Annotated in this window: 13 protein-coding genes; 8 read left to right on the top strand and 5 right to left on the bottom strand. The window is 66.7% G+C overall.

What is annotated here, in order from left to right; translation table 11 throughout:
* Positions 1-135: 135 nt before the first annotated feature.
* Positions 136-1,638, top strand: coding sequence for a trypsin-like peptidase domain-containing protein (locus C8J40_RS01690; RefSeq protein ID WP_132895514.1), 1,503 nt, complete (start codon positions 136-138; stop codon positions 1,636-1,638).
* Here the strand turns inward: C8J40_RS01690 and ada are convergent.
* A complete protein-coding gene (gene ada / locus C8J40_RS01685) occupies positions 1,614-2,666 on the bottom strand; it encodes a bifunctional DNA-binding transcriptional regulator/O6-methylguanine-DNA methyltransferase Ada (protein WP_132895513.1) in 1,053 nt (350 codons plus the stop codon). The genes C8J40_RS01690 and ada overlap by 25 nt on opposite strands.
* 113 nt (positions 2,667-2,779) lie before the next feature.
* Here ada and C8J40_RS01680 point away from each other — a divergent pair, with 113 nt between their 5' ends.
* Positions 2,780-3,625 (top strand): oxidoreductase, encoded by an 846-nt coding sequence (locus C8J40_RS01680; RefSeq protein ID WP_132895512.1) that lies wholly within the window; start codon positions 2,780-2,782, stop codon positions 3,623-3,625.
* A gap of 286 nt (positions 3,626-3,911) precedes the next feature.
* On the opposite strand, the gene C8J40_RS01675 is transcribed toward C8J40_RS01680, so the two are convergent.
* The gene (locus C8J40_RS01675) at positions 3,912-4,589 is read right to left on the bottom strand and encodes a dienelactone hydrolase family protein (RefSeq protein ID WP_132895511.1); all 678 of its coding nucleotides are present in this window, start codon (positions 4,587-4,589) and stop codon (positions 3,912-3,914) included.
* A gap of 297 nt (positions 4,590-4,886) precedes the next feature.
* Between C8J40_RS01675 and C8J40_RS01670 the strand changes: the two genes are divergently transcribed.
* From C8J40_RS01670 to C8J40_RS01650, 5 genes are all read left to right on the top strand, one after another.
* Positions 4,887-5,441 (top strand): F0F1 ATP synthase subunit delta, encoded by a 555-nt coding sequence (locus C8J40_RS01670; protein ID WP_121905252.1) that lies wholly within the window; start codon positions 4,887-4,889, stop codon positions 5,439-5,441.
* A gap of 4 nt (positions 5,442-5,445) precedes the next feature.
* Positions 5,446-6,975 carry a F0F1 ATP synthase subunit alpha gene (gene atpA, locus C8J40_RS01665; RefSeq protein ID WP_055873607.1) on the top strand — a complete coding sequence of 510 codons (1,530 nt, stop codon included), beginning with the start codon at positions 5,446-5,448 and terminating at the stop codon, positions 6,973-6,975.
* A 162-nt stretch (positions 6,976-7,137) separates the two neighbouring features.
* Positions 7,138-8,031: a F0F1 ATP synthase subunit gamma gene (locus tag C8J40_RS01660; RefSeq protein ID WP_132895510.1), complete on the top strand. Its 894-nt coding sequence runs from the start codon at positions 7,138-7,140 to the stop codon at positions 8,029-8,031.
* Between the two features lie 17 nt (positions 8,032-8,048).
* Entirely contained in the window at positions 8,049-9,530 is a 1,482-nt protein-coding gene (atpD, locus tag C8J40_RS01655) for a F0F1 ATP synthase subunit beta (RefSeq protein ID WP_056065176.1), read from the top strand.
* 126 nt (positions 9,531-9,656) lie between these two features.
* Positions 9,657-9,908: an ATP synthase F1 subunit epsilon gene (locus C8J40_RS01650; RefSeq protein ID WP_132895509.1), complete on the top strand. Its 252-nt coding sequence runs from the start codon at positions 9,657-9,659 to the stop codon at positions 9,906-9,908.
* 730 nt (positions 9,909-10,638) lie between these two features.
* Here C8J40_RS01650 and C8J40_RS01645 read toward each other — a convergent pair.
* Together C8J40_RS01645 and C8J40_RS01640 are read right to left on the bottom strand one after the other, a co-directional pair.
* The gene (locus C8J40_RS01645) at positions 10,639-12,810 is read right to left on the bottom strand and encodes a primosomal protein N' (protein ID WP_132895508.1); all 2,172 of its coding nucleotides are present in this window, start codon (positions 12,808-12,810) and stop codon (positions 10,639-10,641) included.
* 88 nt (positions 12,811-12,898) lie between these two features.
* Positions 12,899-14,359: a diguanylate cyclase gene (locus tag C8J40_RS01640; RefSeq protein WP_132895507.1), complete on the bottom strand. Its 1,461-nt coding sequence runs from the start codon at positions 14,357-14,359 to the stop codon at positions 12,899-12,901.
* A gap of 154 nt (positions 14,360-14,513) precedes the next feature.
* On the opposite strand from C8J40_RS01640, the gene C8J40_RS01635 reads away from it, so the two are divergent.
* The gene (locus tag C8J40_RS01635) at positions 14,514-15,383 is read left to right on the top strand and encodes a tyrosine recombinase XerC (RefSeq protein WP_132895506.1); all 870 of its coding nucleotides are present in this window, start codon (positions 14,514-14,516) and stop codon (positions 15,381-15,383) included.
* Here C8J40_RS01635 and C8J40_RS01630 read toward each other — a convergent pair whose 3' ends face one another.
* Positions 15,384-15,983, bottom strand: coding sequence for a DedA family protein (locus C8J40_RS01630; protein ID WP_132895505.1), 600 nt, complete (start codon positions 15,981-15,983; stop codon positions 15,384-15,386).
* Between the last annotated feature and the right edge of the window lie 137 nt (positions 15,984-16,120).

Below are 16,120 nucleotides of genomic sequence, written 5' to 3'. Positions count from 1 at the left end.
CCGGATAAGTGCAGACAGGGTTAAGCGCGAAGGCTTGATAATTCGCTAACCAAACCGGAATGGTGCCGGAGTGGTGGGTGTCGTCGGATCGGCTGCAGGGTTGATCGCGGTCGAGAACTCCCCGAAGGCTGGGGAATGATCCGCCTGCTGCTCCTTCTCGCGCTGACTTTCGGGTTGGCGAGCTCCGCGTCTGCCGACGACATCGCCGCCACCGGGCGCGGCGTGGTGCGCGTCGTGACGATCGCGGTGGTCGACGATCAGGTGGTCGGCTTCGGTCACGGCAGCGGCTTCGCGATCGCGCCCAACCGCATCGTCACCAATGCGCACGTTGTCGATCTCGCCGAGCGCTATCCCGACAATGTCGTCGTCGGGATCGTCCCTACGGAGGGCACCAAGTCGTACCAGGGCAAGGTGATCGCGTATGATTCGCAGCGCGACCTGGCGCTGATCGAGTTCACCGGCGCGCGCCTGCCGCCAAGCGCGCTCTATACCGGGCCGATGAGTGAGGGCGACGCGGTGGTGTCGCTCGGCTTCCCGGGGAACGTCGATCTGGCGACCGCGCGGTCGGCGGCGGATTACATCCGGCCGATGACGCCGGTGCGGTCGGAGGGCGTGCTTTCGGGCCGCCGGGTGCTGAGCAGCGTCGAAGTCTTGCTCCATACGGCCAGCATCGCGCGGGGTAATTCGGGCGGGCCGTTGCTCGATCGCTGCGGGCGAATAATCGGCGTGAACTCGGCGATCACGCGCGGCGAAGAGGGCGATTCGACATTCGGCTTCGCGATTGCGGATACCGAGCTGGCGGGCTTCCTGCACGACGCGAAACAGCCCTACGCGTCGATCGGCACGGGCTGCACCTCGATCGAGGATCGGTTGCGGCAGGATAGCGACGCGGACGCGCGCGCCACCGCCGATGCGGCGTCGGCCAAGCGCGATGCCGCGACGCAGGATGCGATGGCACGCGAGGTTGCGCTGGAGAAGGCGCGGACCGAGGCGTCGCGCAGCCGCGAGAACGTGATGGCGATCGCCGGGCTGCTGCTGGTGGCTGGCGCGCTCGTGATCGGAAGCGCGGGGCTGCTCGAATCGCGGGGCCAGCGGCGGCAGGCGGTCTGGGCGCTCGGCGTTGGCGGGCTGAGCGTGCTGGTCGCGATCGTCGTGTTCGTGTTGCGGCCCTCGGGTGAGGTCGACGTACCGCTGTCCGCATTGCCCAAGACACGGATCTCGACGCCCGATGCGGCGCTCGGCAAGCTGATGTGCACGCTGATCCCCGAGCGCAGCCGCATCACGATCTCGTCCAGCGACGACGTGCCGATCGACTGGGGCGCGAAGGGCTGCGTCAACGGCAAGACGCAATATGTCGAGGCGAACGGGCGATGGGACCGCGTGCTCGTGCCCGACGCCGAGCAGACCGTGTCCGTCCTGTCGTTCGATCCGGCGACGCGGGTGTATTCCAACACGCGCTATCTGCTGTCGGCGGCGGGGATGACCGCGGCATGGACTGCGCGTGGTGTCGTGCCTAACGTGTGCAACATGGACGATGCGGCGCTGGGTCGGCTTGCGGGCCAGCAGGCTGCGGTGCGGGCGGTATTGCCGCCGTTGCCGAACGAGAAGCTCGTCTATTCCTGCAAGTCGGCGCGCTGAGCTTCGGAGGCTAGGAGAGCACGCTTGCGGTCCAACCCATAGGCATAGCCGCCAAGCGCGCCGCCGATCCGCTGCGCACGGTGGCAAGGGATGACGATCGAGACGGGGTTTTGCCCGCACGCGGTGCCCGCGGCGCGGACCGCGGCGGGGCGGCCGGCGAGGGCGGCGAGTTCGCTGTAGGTGCGGGTTTCGCCGATCGGGATGGTGCGTAGGGCTTGCCAGATCGCTTCCTGGAAGGCGGTGCCGCGGACGTCCAGCGGGAGGTCTTGGTCGCGCTCGGGGGATTCGACGGCGGCTACGACCTGTGCGGCTAGATCGGCGAGCGCGGCATCGCCGGGTTCGATCTTGGCGTTGGGGAAGCGGCGGTGGAGTTCATCGGCATCTTCATCGAACGACACGCGGCACAGGCCCTTGTCAGTGGCTGCGACGAACAGCGCGCCGAGGCTCGTGTCGGCGACCGTCCACCGGATCGTCACGCCTTCGCCGCCGTGGGCCCAGGCGCTGGGCGCCATGCCGAGCCGCTTGGCGTCGGCTTCGTAGAAGCGGCTAGGGGCGGAATAGCCGGCGTCGTAGATCGCTTCGGTCACGGTCGAATCCTCCGATAAGGCGTCGCGCGCCCGCCCTGTGCGCAAAGCGCGGGCGTAGGCCGCTGGGGTGACGCCGGTGGCGCGCTTAAACAGGCGGTGGAAATGATGGGGGGCGTAGCCGACGCTGGCGGCGACCTGGTCGAGCGATAGCCTGTCCTCGGCGGCTCCGAGCAGCGCGACGGCGGCGGCGACGGCGGTCCGGTCGCGGCCGACTTCGTCCGGGGTGCAGCGCAGGCATGCGCGGAAGCCAGCGGCGCGGGCGCTCGGCGGATCGGGGTGGAAGGTGACGTTCTCGCGCTTTGGGTGACGCGCGGGGCAGCTTGGCTTGCAGTAGATGCCGGTGGTCTTCACGCCGACGATGAACCGGCCGTCCCACGCGCGGTCGCGGGCTTCGAACGCGGTCCAGGCGGTGTCGTCGTCGAGGCGAGGGGCGGTGCTCATCGCGTCATTATAGGCGCTGGTTGCCCGCGCGCATCCCGTGGCTTGCGGTCAAAGCGGAGCCAATCGCCAACCCGGCCGTTCTCTTGGACATACCCCATAACGAAAGATGTCTCATGGCCTCCGACACGCCCGTCTGGTTCATTTCCGGCTGCTCGACCGGTTTCGGTCGCGAACTCGCCAAGCTCGTGCTTGCGCGCGGTTGGCGTGCGGTGGTTACCGCGCGGGATGCGGATCGGGTCGCCGATCTGGCGGAGGGGGCCGAGGATCGTGCGCTGGCGGTGTCGCTCGACGTGACCGATCAGGCGCAGATCGACGATGCAGTGGCGCAGGCCAAGGCTAAGTTCGGGCGGATCGATGTGCTCGTGAACAATGCGGGCTACGGCTATCAGGCGTCGGTCGAGGAGGGCGAGGAGTCCGAAATTCGTGCGCAGTTCGATGCGAACGTGTTCGGGTTGTTTGCGCTGACTCGCGCGGTGCTGCCGGTGATGCGCGCGCAGAAGAGCGGGCATGTAATCAACATCACGTCGGTCGCGGGCCAGGTCGGGTTCCCGGGGTCAGGCTATTATGCCGCGTCGAAGCATGCGGTCGAGGGCTGGTCCGACGCGTTGCTCGCCGAGGTGAAGCCGCTCGGGATCAACGTGACGTGCGTTGAGCCGGGACCGTTCCGGACGGATTGGGCCGGGCGTTCGCTGAAGCAGACGCCGGTGAAGATTGCGGACTATGCGAACACGGCGGGCAAGCGGCTTGATGGGACGCGTGAGGTTAGCGGGACTCAGGCCGGCGATCCGAGGCGGGCCGGCGAGGCGATGATCGCGCTGACCGAGGACGCGAACCCGCCGCGGCACTTGGTGCTGGGGGCTTGGGGGTATGATGCGGTGACCAAGAAGCTGGCGGAGCGGTTGGAGGAGATCGAGGCGCATAAGGCGGACAGCCTTGGGGCGGACTATCCAGCGGAGTAATCTGGAAGGCGCGACAGAGAGTTGTTTCCCCGCGAAGGCGGGGATCCAGACTGGGCTCCCGCCTTCGCGGGAGAACAAGGAAGTAAGGGGTGGCCTTCGCGTCTGAAGTGCCGGCCTGCGCCGAGGCCTTCGACTGTCCTTTAGCCCCTCTACCAGAGCCACCACCCCGGCGAAGGCCGGGGTCCAATTGAGGGACGTTGCTAACGGAGCGCATCCCTCAATTATTGCCACCTTTCCAATTGGGCCCCGGCCTTCGCCGGGGTGGTGCCAAAGGGAATGAAGTGGCTCAGCCGCCGTTAGCGCGGAACAGGTCTAGCGTGCGTTGTTTGGCCAAGTCCGCGCTCGGCTCGTGGTAATCCTTCCGGCGGTCCGAATTGAACCCGTGGCCCGCCTCGTAGACGTACACCGTCGCGTTCGGCCAATCCTTCGCGATCACCTGCTCGACGCCCTCCATCGGGATACCGTGGTCGTGGCGACCGAAGTGCAGGATCACCGGAACCTTCGGCTCCTCGTCCGCCGCGGCGGGGATCATGCTGCCGTAATAGCCGCTCGCCGCCGCGACGCCGGTCAGCTTGGTCGAGGCGAACCATGCGACCGAGCCGCCATAGCAATAGCCGACCACGAACACCGGCCCGGCGGGGGCGAGCGTGTCGATGCAGGTCTGGACGTCCTTCAACGACAGGTCGAACGGGTGGAGCTGCCGCGCGAGTTCGACGCCGCGCGCGAGGCCGTCGCCCGAATAGTCCGCCTCGAAGCCGGGATGCTCGCGGTCGAACAGGGCGGGGGCGAGGACCTCGTAGCCATCGGCGGCGTACTCGTTGCAGAGGTCGCGGATGTGGTCGGTGACGCCGAAGATCTCCTGCACCAGCACGAGGCCACCGCGACGCTCGCCGGTCGGCTGTGCGTGATAGACCGCGACGGTCGCGCCGTCGGACATCGTCATCGTTTCCATCGTGCCGGTCATTCTGTTTCCCTATCCGTCATGCCGGACTGGTTCCGGCATCCACCGTGCCGCATCGGCAACAAGCCGTAGGGTTAGCGGAGCGGTGGACCCCGGAACAAGGCTCTCTTGAGCGAAGCCGAAAGACCCGGGGTGACGGAGAGTGAATGACAAAACAGTCACAAACCCGTCCCCCCGACCCTCCCGCCGGGTTGCCAATCCGACAACCCGATGCTAACCGCGCCGCGTCCCAGGAGAGGTGCTTTCGCGCCCTCTCGTCCTTTGGGTCGGTTATTCGTTGCAGGCGAGGATAGAGGTTCCGTGGAGACATCCGGCGGTATTCAAGCGAGCTTAGGCGGGCGTTACGCGCTGGCCCTGTTCGAACTCGCGCGTGACGCGAAGACGATCGACGCGGTCGAGTCGAGCCTGGCGAACGTGCGTGACGCACTCGCGCAGTCGGAGGACTTTCGCACGCTGACGTCCAGCCCGATGGTCTCGCGTGGCGCCGCCGTGAAGGCAGTCTCCGCGGTCGCCGACGAGCTCGGTGTCGATGCGACCACCAAGAGCTTCCTCGGCGTGCTCGCCGAGAACCACCGGCTTGGCGCACTGCCGAAGATCATCAAGGCATTCCGGACACTTGCCGCGCAGCATCGCGGTGAAATTGCCGCCGAGGTGACGTCCGCGCATCCGCTGACCGACGAGCAGGTGATCGAGCTGAAGCATCAGCTCCGCCAGCGCGTCGGTCGTGAAGTTTCCGTCGACCTCAGCGTCGACCCATCGTTGCTGGGTGGACTCGTCGTCCGCGTCGGCAGCCAGATGATCGATTCGTCGATCAAGACGCGTCTCAACACTCTCGCGCACGCGATGAAGGGCTAAGCTAATGGATATCCGCGCCGCAGAAATCTCGAAGATCATCAAGGATCAGATCGCCAATTTCGGCACCGAGGCTCAGGTCAGCGAGACCGGCCAGGTGCTGAGCGTCGGCGACGGCATCGCGCGCATCTTCGGCCTCGACAACGTCCAGGCCGGCGAGATGGTCGAATTCTCGAACGGCGTGCAGGGCATGGCGCTCAACCTCGAGGCCGATAACGTCGGCGTCGTGATCTTCGGGAGCGATTCCGAGATCAAGGAAGGCGACATCGTCAAGCGCACCGGCACGATCGTCGACGTGCCGATCGGCAAGGAGCTGCTCGGCCGCGTGGTCGATGGCCTCGGCAACCCGATCGACGGCAAGGGCCCGATCCACACCACCGAGCGCAGCCGCGTCGAAGTGAAGGCACCGGGCATCATCCCGCGCCAGTCGGTCAGCGAGCCGGTCCAGACCGGGCTCAAGGCGATCGACGCACTCGTTCCTGTCGGCCGTGGCCAGCGCGAGCTGATCATCGGCGATCGCCAGACCGGCAAGTCCGCCGTCGCGATCGACGCGTTCATCAACCAGAAGATCGCCAACGCCGGCGACGACGAGTCGAAGAAGCTGTATTGCGTCTATGTCGCGATCGGCCAGAAGCGCTCGACCGTCGCACAGCTGGTCAAGACGCTCGAAGAGAACGGCGCGATGGAATACACCATCGTCATCGCCGCGACCGCGTCGGACCCCGCACCGCTCCAGTATCTCGCACCGTACACCGGCGTCGCGATGGGCGAGTATTTCCGCGATCGCGGCATGCACGCGCTGATCTGCTACGACGATCTGTCGAAGCAGGCCGTCGCGTATCGCCAGATGTCGCTGCTGCTGCGTCGTCCTCCGGGCCGTGAGGCGTATCCGGGCGATGTGTTCTATCTCCATAGCCGCCTGCTCGAGCGTGCGGCGAAGATGTCCGACGCGAATGGCGGCGGCTCGCTGACCGCGCTGCCGATCATCGAGACGCAGGCGGGCGACGTTTCGGCGTACATCCCGACCAACGTGATCTCGATCACCGACGGCCAGATCTTCCTCGAGACCGATCTGTTCTTCTCGGGCGTGCGTCCGGCGATCAACGTCGGCCTGTCGGTGAGCCGCGTCGGTTCGGCCGCTCAGACCAAGGCGATGAAGAAGGTGTCGGGCTCGATCAAGCTCGAGCTGGCGCAGTACCGCGAGATGGCGGCATTCGCGCAGTTCGGGTCGGATCTCGATGCGTCGACGCAGAAGCTGCTCAACCGCGGCGCGCGCCTGACCGAGCTCCTCAAGCAGGCGCAGTTCTCGCCGCTGCCGTTCGAGGAGCAGACCGTGTCGATCTTCGCCGGCACCAGCGGCTATCTCGACAAGGTGCCGGTCGCCGACGTGACCCGCTACGAGCAGGCGCTGCTGGCCGACATGCGTGCGAACCATGCCGACGTGCTGAAGCTGATCCGCGATACCCGTGACCTGGGTAACGAGGCGAAGGACAAGCTGAAGGCAGCGCTCGAAGCGTTCGCGAAGACTTTCGCCTGATTAGCTCCCTCTCCCCTGCGGGGAGAGGGCTGGGGTGAGGGGTTGTACCGGGCGTTGCGCTTTGCAACTGCCCCTCACCCCGACCCTCTCCCCGACGGGGAGAGGGAGCAGAGCGTGTAATCCGACCCTCCTCTGTGAGGAGCGAGGGAGCAGGAAGAGAAGATGGCATCACTTAAGGCCCTCAAGATCCGCATCGGCTCGGTGAAGTCGACGCAGAAGATCACCAAGGCGATGAAGATGGTCGCCGCTGCGAAGCTGCGCCGTGCGCAGGACGCGGCAGTTGCCGGGCGTCCGTATGCCGAGCGCCTCGAAGCGGTGATGGCGAGCCTCGCGGGGCGCGTCGGCATCGCGCCGGGCGCGTCGCCGCTGCTCGCGGGCACCGGCAAGGATCAGGTCCACCTGATTGTCATCGCGACGTCGGAGCGCGGCCTCGCGGGCGCGTTCAACACCAACATCGTCCGGGCGGCACGCCGCAAGGCCGAGGAACTGATCGCGGCCGGCAAGACGGTGAAGTTCTACGTCGCCGGCAAGAAGGGGCGCGTGATCAAGCGCTTCTTCCCGAACGACATCCTCGCCGATCACGAGATGGGCCAGATCAAGCGGCTCGCGTTCAGCCATGCGCAGGAAATCTCCGAAGACCTGATCAAGCGCTTCGGCGAAGGTCAGTTCGACGTCGCGCATCTGTTCTACGCGAAGTTCGTCTCGGCGCTGGTGCAGGTCCCGACCGGCATCCAGATCATTCCGATCCCGCTGTCGACGATCCCCGGTGCAGAAGCCAAGCCCAACGCTCCGGCGGAGGCTGTCGTCGAGTACGAGCCCGACGAGGAAGCGATCCTCGCGGATCTCCTGCCGCGCAACGTCGCGATCCAGATTTTCCGTGCGCTGCTCGAAAACGCAGCGTCGGAGCAGGGTTCGCGCATGAACGCGATGGACAACGCCACGCGCAATGCCGGCGACATGATCACGCGCCTCTCGATCCAGTATAACCGTACCCGCCAAGCCGCGATCACGACCGAGCTGGTCGAAATCATCTCGGGCGCCGAAGCGCTCAAGTAAGTCCAAGGAAGCAGACAATGGCAACCGCCCCAGAGACCCTCGGAACCACGCTCGCCCCCAAGGCCACCAACAACACCGGCCGCATCTCGCAGGTCATCGGTGCGGTCGTCGACGTGCATTTCCCCGACAATTTGCCCGCCATTCTGTCGGCGCTCGAAACCGACAATAACGGCAACCGGCTCGTCCTCGAAGTCGCGCAGCATCTCGGCGAGAACACCGTTCGCACGATCGCGATGGACGCCACCGAGGGTCTGACCCGCGGCCAGACCGTCACCGACACTGGCTCGCAGATCCGCGTGCCGGTCGGCCCGAAGACGCTCGGCCGCATCCTCAACGTCATCGGCGAGCCGATCGACGAGCGCGGGCCCGTCGGCGCAGAGACGACCGCCCCGATCCATGCGTCGGCACCGCTGTTCGTCGACCAGTCGACCGAGAGCGCGATCCTGGTCACCGGCATCAAGGTCATCGACCTGCTTGCACCGTACGCAAAGGGCGGCAAGATCGGCCTGTTCGGGGGCGCAGGCGTCGGCAAGACCGTGCTGATCCAGGAGCTGATCAACAACATCGCCAAGGGCCATGGCGGCACCTCGGTGTTCGCAGGCGTCGGCGAGCGTACCCGCGAGGGTAACGATCTGTACCACGAGTTCCTCGACGCGGGCGTCATCGCCAAGGATGCCGACGGCAATCCGCAGTCGGAGGGCTCGAAGGTCGCGCTGGTGTTCGGCCAGATGAACGAGCCGCCAGGCGCGCGCGCTCGCGTCGCGCTGTCGGGCCTGACGATCGCCGAGTATTTCCGCGACGTCGAAGGCCAGGACGTGCTGTTCTTCGTCGACAACATCTTCCGCTTCACGCAGGCGGGTGCAGAGGTTTCGGCACTGCTCGGCCGTATTCCTTCGGCGGTGGGCTATCAGCCGACGCTGTCGACCGACATGGGCGCGCTGCAGGAGCGCATCACGTCGACCAACAAGGGGTCGATCACCTCGGTGCAGGCCGTGTACGTTCCCGCCGACGATCTTACCGATCCGGCGCCGGCGACGTCGTTCGCGCATCTCGATGCGACGACCAACCTCAACCGTGCGATCTCGGAGCTGGGCATTTACCCGGCGGTCGATCCGCTCGATTCGACCTCGCGTCTGCTCGAGCCACGCGTCGTCGGGCAGGAGCATTACGATACGGCTCGCGCCGTTCAGTCGACGCTGCAGAAGTACAAGTCGCTGCAGGATATCATCGCGATTCTCGGCATGGACGAGCTGAGCGAAGAGGATAAGCTCACCGTCCAGCGTGCGCGGAAGATCCAGAAGTTCCTAAGCCAGCCGTTCCACGTCGCCGAAGTCTTCACCGGCATCAGCGGCAAGTTCGTCCAGCTCGAGGATACCGTCCGCTCGTTCAAGGCAGTGGTCGAGGGCGAGTATGATCACCTCCCCGAGGCCGCGTTCTACATGGTCGGCGGCATCGACGAAGCCGTCGCCAAGGCCGAGAAGATGGCTGCGGAAGCGTAAGACTATCTAGCTCCCTCTCCCCTCCGGGGAGAGGGCTGGGGTGAGGGGCCGCCACGAGCGCCTTCGCCCGGTACTGCCCCTCACCCCGACCCTCTCCCCGCAGGGGAGAGGGAGAAGGCGAACAAGATGCTGCATTTCGAACTCGTCACGCCAGAAAAGCTCGTCCGCTCGGAGGAGGTCTACATGGTCGTCGTCCCCGGCACCGAAGGCGATTTCGGCGTCCTCGAAGGCCACGCGCCGTTCATGTCGACGGTCCGCGACGGCGGCGTGCAGATCTTCCGCACGCAGAACGGCACGCCGGAGGTCATCGCGATCAAGGGCGGTTTCGCCGAGGTCAACGCCAAGGGCCTGACCGTCCTCGCCGAACACGCCGAGTAAGCTCTCTAACTGACCTAAGCTTGTTTCCCCGCGAAGGCGGGGACCCAGACTGGGCACCCGCCTTCGCGGGTGAACAAACTTCCTCGATTTGAGACGGCGAGCGCGCCCCTCAAACCGTCATCCCATCGAAAGCTGGGATCTCCCCGTTCCGGGTCGCAGCGCCCGCCCCGATGGTATCCCAGCTTCCGCAGGGATGACGGTCGTGAGAGGGGACGCGCCCCAAAGAAATATGCGGGCAGACGTCTATCGGCTTGCGAGCTTGCGCCGGCCAGCCGCGCCCCGCCAGTCCGTCATCCCAGCGAAAGCTGGGATCTCCCCGTTCCGGGTCGCAGCGCCCGCCCCGATGATATCCCAGCTTCCGCTGGGATGACGGTCGTGGAAGGGGGCGCGCTCCAAAGAAACATGCGGGCAGACGTCTATCGGCTTGCGAGCTTGCGCCGGCCAGCCGCGCCCCGCCAGTCCGTCATCCCAGCGAAAGCTGGGATCTCCCCGTTCCGGGTCGCAGCACCCGCTCCGATGATATCCCAGCGTTCGCTGGGATGACGGTCGTGGAAGGGGGCGCGCTCCAAAGAAACATGCGGGCAGACGTCTATCGGCTTGCGAGCTTGCGCCGGCCAGCCGCGCCCCGCCAGTCCGTCATCCCAGCGAAAGCTGGGATCTCCCCGTTCCGGGTCGCAGCACCCGCCACGATGATATCCCAGCTTCCGCTGGGATGACGGGTGGGGCGCCGCTACAGGAAATTATACGGGTCGACGTCTACCGTCACGCGAACCTTCGACGGCCAGTCCAGCTTCCCCAGCCATTCCCGGATCACATCCTGCACATCCAGCGCCCGCCGCGCATGGACCAGCAACCGATACCGGTGCCGCCCCCGCAACATCGCCAACGGCGCCGGCGCAGGGCCATAGACGTTCATGCCCTCGACCTCAGGCGCACTCCGCCCCACCAGCTTGGCCGTATCGTGCGCACACCCCTGGTCCTCCGACGACACCACGATCGCGGCGTAACGCCCGAACGGCGGCGCCCCCGCATCCTTCCGCGCATCCGTCTCCGCCGCATAGAACGCATCCGCATCGCCGGTGATCAGCGCCTGCATCACCTGCGCCCCCGGACTATGCGTCTGGATGAACACGTGCCCGGGCTTCTCGCCACGCCCCGCACGTCCCGACACCTGCCGGATCTGCTGGAACGTGCGTTCCGCTGCACGCAGGTCGCCGCCATCGAGTCCGAGATCCGCATCGACCACGCCGACCAGGGTGAGGTTCGGAAAATGATACCCCTTCGTCACCAGCTGCGTGCCGACGACGATGTCGATATCGCCCGCCTCCATCCGCCCGACGAACTCCGCCGCCTTGGCCGGCGACCAGATCGTGTCCGACGTGACCACCGCGGTTTTCGCCTCCGGAAACAGCGCCGTCACCTCGTCCGCGATTCGCTCGACGCCGGGCCCGCACGCGACCAGCGTATCCTCGCCCTTGCATTCCGGACACACCCGCGGCGTCGGCTCCGCATGCCCGCAGTGATGGCACGCCAGCCGCCGCGTCAGTCGATGCTCGACCATCCACGCCGTACAGTTCGGGCACTGGAACCGGTGCCCGCAGGTCCGGCACAACGTCAGCGGCGCATAGCCCCGCCGGTTGAGGAACAGCAGCGACTGCTCCCGCCGCTCCAGCGTCGCCTGCATAGCCTTCACAAGCCGCGGGGCCAGCCAGCGACCACGCTCGGGCGGTTCCTTGATCAGGTCGATCGGCTCGATCGTCGGCATCTCCGCCGCGCCGAACCGCCCCGGTAGCTTCAGCTCCGCATATCGCCCGGTCACGACCTGTTGCCGCGTCTCGATCGCCGGCGTGGCGGAGGCGAGTATCACCGGGCACCCCTCGAACTTGCCGCGCATCACCGCCACGTCGCGCGCGTGATAATGCACGCCCTCCTCCTGCTTGAAGCTGGTCTCGTGCGCCTCGTCGACGACGATCAGTCCAAGATCGCGGTACGGCAGGAACAGCGCCGAGCGCGCACCGACCGTCACCAGCGCCTCGCCACTCGCGATCGCCCGCCACGCGCGGCGGCGTTGGGTCGAGCGCAGCCCCGAGTGCCAAGCGATCGGCTCGCACCCGAACCGGTCGTGAAAGCGCTTGAGGAACGGCTCGGTCAGCGCGATCTCGGGCAGCAGCACCAAGGTCTGCCGACCATCGCGAATCGCCTGCGCCACCGCCTCGAAATACACCTCGGTCTTGCCCGAGCCCGTGACCCCGTCGAGCAGCGTCGGGTGGAACGCGTGTTCCGCCACCCCCGCTACCAGAGCATCCGCCGCCGCGCGCTGGTCGTCGGACAGGACCGGCTCGTGATGCGACGGATCGGGCGCGGGGTAGGGGGCGTCGATACTCACCTCGACCGCCTCGATCGCACCGACCTTCACCAGCCCGCGAATGACGGCGTCGCTCACCTCCGCCAGCGTCGCCAGTTCGCGGATCAGCCCTTGCCGATCGCCGATCCGTTCGAGCGCCTGCTCCCGCTGCGGCGTCAGACGCGGCGGCACCACTCCCGTAGAACGATATTCGATAGCCGTCCGCGCGCCCTCCAGCGCCGAGGTCGAGGCGAGCGTCATCCGCAACACCGACGCCGCCGGCGCGAGATAATAATCCGCGGTCCACTCGACCAGCCGCCGCAGCGGCGCCCCCAAGGGCGGCACGTCGGCGACCGCGAGCAGGTTGCGCAACCGGTTGTCGCCGACCTCGGCATCCGACGGCATCCGCTCCGCCTCCCACACCACGCCGAGCAGTTGCCGGGGCCCGAGCGGCGCGACGACGATCGAGCCCGGCCCGACGTCCATGCCGGCAGGCACGCGGTAGTCGAGCGGCCCGAGGGCGGCGTTGAGGATCAGGACACGGGCGCGGGACGACATCGTCTCGGTATATGGGGGCAGATCGACTCCGCGTGAACCGCCTACGCGACCTGTGCGTCAGACCCGGCCTGGACGGCGGCGCCGAGAGCTAGGCCGCGGTCTTTCGATCGGAGCGTCGGCGCTCGCCGACCCGTTCGCGTTTCGCCTGATACAGGATCGTATCGGCGCGGTGGACGAAATCGCGGATCGTGTGACAGTCGTGATCGAGCATCGCGATCCCGACCGTGCCGGCACTGACCATCGCCAGTCCGCCCATCGCGATCGGAAAGCGCAGCGCCTCCTCGAGTCGTCGGCGGACGTGGCTCATCGATGTGGCCAGCACCGGATCGTCGACGATCACCGCAAACTCGTCGCCGCCGAGCCGTGCGGCAAAGCTGCCCTTGAGCCACGGCGCTTCGAGCACGCGTCCGACTCCGCGCAACACGTCGTCGCCCGCGGTATGGCCGAGCGTATCGTTGATCGCCTTGAACCCATCGAGATCGACCAGCGCCAGCAATAGCGGCGTGCCTTGTTCGTGCGCGCGGAGCATCGCGCTGTCCAGCGCACGATCGAACGCAGCCCGGTTGGCGATTCCCGTCAGCGAATCGGTGTCCGCCGTGCGGCGCAGCGTCACTTCGAGCGCGTGGCGTTCGGTCACGTCCTGGAACACGCCGACCAGCGCGGCGGGCGTGTCGCCGTCGCCCTCGCATTCGCCCATCACGCGGACCCGGCGCAGTTCGCCCTGCGCGGTGGTGAAATCGACCTCGATATCGAGCGGTGCCCCGGTCTCGACCGCGCGCGCCAACCCGGCGCTGATCTCCGCGCGCGCATGCGGGGGATAGAAGTCCATTGCCGTCGCCATCGTCGGCCGCTCGGACATCGGCAAGCCATAGATATGATAGACCCCGTCAGACCATTCGATATCGTCGTTGGCGAAATTGACGCGCCACGATCCGAACGCCGCCATCCGCTCCGCTTGGCGAAAGATCCGGTCCTGCCGGGCCAGCGCGGCGGCCTGCCGGTCGGCGATGGTCGCGATCGTTATCGCCTGATGCGCGGCGGCGCGCGCCGCGATCGTCGTCTCGGCCAGCGTCGCAAGATGTTGCAACGCGCGCCGTCCGGCGTCGCTGAGGCTGCGCGGGGCGGTATCGATGATGCACAGCGCGCCGATCGCGTGACGCTCGCCGGTGTCGTCAATCGCGTGGATCGGCGCCCCCGCATAAAAGCGCAGGCCGTTGTCGGGAACGACCATCGGGTTCGATTCGAATCGCGGGTCTAGCGTCATGTCGTCGATGACCATCGGACCGCTGCCCCGGATCGTGTGCGCACACATGCCGACGTCGCGCGCGATCTCGCCCCGCGCGCCGGTGTTCGATGCCTTGATCCAGAGCCGATCGGAGTCGACCAGCGTCAACATCGCGGTCGGGCAATTGAGCATCTCTGCGGCCAGCGCCACCAGCGCATCGAAATCGCGCTCGGGTTCGCTATCCAGCAGCGCGAGCGCGTGCAGCGCGGCTAACCGCCGTGTCTCGTCCGCGAACATGTCGGCCGGGGGCAGTGCTGAAGACATGATGTTTCTAATAAAGCGAGGGCGTTAATTTTCTTTGCCGGTTCCAGCGGATACTGTCCACCGCATGACCATCGCCATCCCCCCGTCTACAGTCTTGCTGCCGCGCGATGGGTCGACATCCGATGATGTTGATTTTTACAATAAGCCGCCATCAATGCTCTGGAGCGACCATTTGGCCCGCGATCGGCGCCGATCGGTCCATACGGTGCGCGCCTACCAGGCGACCGCGGAGCGCTTGACCGCGTTCCTGCAGGCGCATTGGGGCGAGCGCATCGACCGCGCCGACCTCGCTCGGGTCACCGCGTCCGATCTCCGCGCCTATCTCGCCGACCGCCGCGAACACGGGCTCGGCAACGCGTCCGCCGCGCGCGAATTGTCGGCGGTGCGCGGGTTCCTCGCTTGGGCGAACGACCGCGCCGAGCAACCGCGCATGCGGGGGCCTCGCGTCAAGACCGGCGTGCCGCGGCCGATCTCGCCGGCCGAAGCCGTCGCGCTGGCCGAGGAGGTGGCGGACGATGCGACCGAGCCGTGGATCGGCGCGCGGGACTGGGCGGTGCTGATGCTGCTGTACGGGGCAGGGCTGCGGATCGGCGAGGCGCTGACGTTGCGCGGCGATATCCTCCCGCTCGGCGAGACGATCCGGGTGACGGGTAAGCGCGCCAAGACCCGCATCGTACCGCTGTTGCCGCAGGTGCGTGCGGCGATCGAAGCCTATATCGCGCAGACGCCGTGGCCGGTCTCGCGCGACGAACCGCTGTTCCGCGGCGCGAAAGGGGGTCCGCTGTCCCCGGTCGTGATCCGTCGCGCGGTACAGGCGGCGCGGACCAGGCTGGGGCTGGGCGATCGGACGACGCCGCACGCGCTACGCCATAGCTTCGCGACCCACCTATTGGGTCGGGGGGCAGACCTGCGCGCGCTCCAGGAGCTGCTCGGGCATGCGAGCCTCAGTTCGACGCAGGTCTATACGCAGGTCGATGCCGGACACCTGATGGACGTCTACCGCAACGCGCACCCCAGGGCCTGATTACCCCTTCGGCTTCCACGTCACGACGCGCCAGCCATAGCCGAGGATGATCACGACGAACGTCGCCACCGCGACCGGCCCGACATAGCGGTCGAGCTCCTCGAAATGCGAGCCGAGCAGGATGCCGGCATAGGCGAGCACGGTGTTCCAGATCGCACTGCCAGCCGCGGTCCAGATCACGAACTGCCAGATCGGCATCCGCGTCATGCCCGCGGGCAGCGAGATGACGGTGCGGAAGGTTGGCATGAACCGGAAAACGAAGATAACCCACCCGCCGCGCTTCATGAAGAACCGGTGGATTGTCTCGACGTCCGACCATTCCATCGTCAGCCAGCGCCCGTTGCGCTCGATGAACGGGCGGAAGCGCTCGTAGCCGATGTTGCGGCCGATATAATACCAGAAGTAATTGCCGACCACCGACCCCGCGGTGCCCCAGGCGATCAGCGGAACGACGGTCATGTCGCCGCGCGCGACCGCCATGCCGCCGAGCCCCATGATGACTTCGGACGGGACCGGCGGAACGATATTCTCGAGCGCCATTAACAGGAAGATACCGAAATATCCGCCCCAGGCGATCAGATCGAGGATGAATGCGGTCATGGGTATGAGATACTGCCGGGACGCTGGATGGGTTCCGCGAGGCGTTCCACCATTGCACCACCCCGGCGAAGGCCGGGGCCCAATTGGGGGACGGTTACGACGGAGGGCGGCGCTCCGTTACTGCGACCTTTCCAATT

It is taken from the genome of Sphingomonas sp. PP-CC-3A-396 (assembly GCF_004343105.1).
In the GTDB taxonomy this organism is placed as follows: Bacteria; Pseudomonadota; Alphaproteobacteria; order Sphingomonadales; family Sphingomonadaceae; genus Sphingomonas.
The sequence above is the reverse complement of the archived record's forward strand: the minus strand, read 5'-3'. Positions and strand labels throughout refer to the sequence as shown.

What these genes read in the sequence shown, in the direction of transcription:
- C8J40_RS01680 (WP_132895512.1), top strand. Translation starts at nt 2,780, where the DNA reads ATGGCCTCCGACACGCCCGTCTGGTTCATTTCCGGCTGCTCGACCGGT.
- atpD (WP_056065176.1), top strand. Translation starts at nt 8,049, where the DNA reads ATGGCAACCGCCCCAGAGACCCTCGGAACCACGCTCGCCCCCAAGGCC.
- C8J40_RS01630 (WP_132895505.1), bottom strand. Translation starts at nt 15,983, where the DNA reads ATGACCGCATTCATCCTCGATCTGATCGCCTGGGGCGGATATTTCGGT.
- C8J40_RS01645 (WP_132895508.1), bottom strand. Translation starts at nt 12,810, where the DNA reads ATGTCGTCCCGCGCCCGTGTCCTGATCCTCAACGCCGCCCTCGGGCCG.
- C8J40_RS01650 (WP_132895509.1), top strand. Translation starts at nt 9,657, where the DNA reads ATGCTGCATTTCGAACTCGTCACGCCAGAAAAGCTCGTCCGCTCGGAG.
- ada (WP_132895513.1), bottom strand. Translation starts at nt 2,666, where the DNA reads ATGAGCACCGCCCCTCGCCTCGACGACGACACCGCCTGGACCGCGTTC.
- atpA (WP_055873607.1), top strand. Translation starts at nt 5,446, where the DNA reads ATGGATATCCGCGCCGCAGAAATCTCGAAGATCATCAAGGATCAGATC.
- C8J40_RS01675 (WP_132895511.1), bottom strand. Translation starts at nt 4,589, where the DNA reads ATGACCGGCACGATGGAAACGATGACGATGTCCGACGGCGCGACCGTC.
- C8J40_RS01690 (WP_132895514.1), top strand. Translation starts at nt 136, where the DNA reads ATGATCCGCCTGCTGCTCCTTCTCGCGCTGACTTTCGGGTTGGCGAGC.
- C8J40_RS01660 (WP_132895510.1), top strand. Translation starts at nt 7,138, where the DNA reads ATGGCATCACTTAAGGCCCTCAAGATCCGCATCGGCTCGGTGAAGTCG.
- C8J40_RS01640 (WP_132895507.1), bottom strand. Translation starts at nt 14,359, where the DNA reads ATGTCTTCAGCACTGCCCCCGGCCGACATGTTCGCGGACGAGACACGG.
- C8J40_RS01635 (WP_132895506.1), top strand. Translation starts at nt 14,514, where the DNA reads ATGCTCTGGAGCGACCATTTGGCCCGCGATCGGCGCCGATCGGTCCAT.